This is a genomic window from Paraburkholderia sp. SIMBA_053 (genome assembly GCF_046534895.1).
Taxonomy (GTDB): Bacteria; Pseudomonadota; Gammaproteobacteria; order Burkholderiales; family Burkholderiaceae; genus Paraburkholderia; species Paraburkholderia caledonica.
The window spans coordinates 1-261 of record NZ_JAWRXU010000969.1 but is presented as its reverse complement, the minus strand read 5'-3'; the positions used below and the strand labels follow the sequence as shown (position 1 = coordinate 261).

The 261-nt window shown below is 61.3% G+C and carries 1 protein-coding gene; it reads right to left on the bottom strand.

Annotated elements, in window-relative coordinates; genetic code table 11:
• Positions 1 to 261: family 1 glycosylhydrolase (locus SB753_RS38490; protein ID WP_410805344.1), on the bottom strand; the 261-nt coding region annotated here is incomplete at both ends.

Here is a 261-nt window from a genome sequence, read left to right as displayed (position 1 = left end):
GCGACCATGCCCTTTTGCGAAGCCGGATCGTTCGCGCTCAATACAGGTACGGCGAGACCGTGCGCGAGCAGCAGATGATGCATCGCCTGCGTGGCAAAGCGCCCGTTGGCAAGACCCGGCGCGTGATGGCCATTTCCATAGCCGAGATACGCGGAACACCAGGGCTCGTTGAGCGTCGCCCATGCATCGACGTTGCCGGCCAATTCCCGGCTCATCAAATCCGCGTAATCGGCGAAACGGTACGCGGTTTCTCGATTCAGC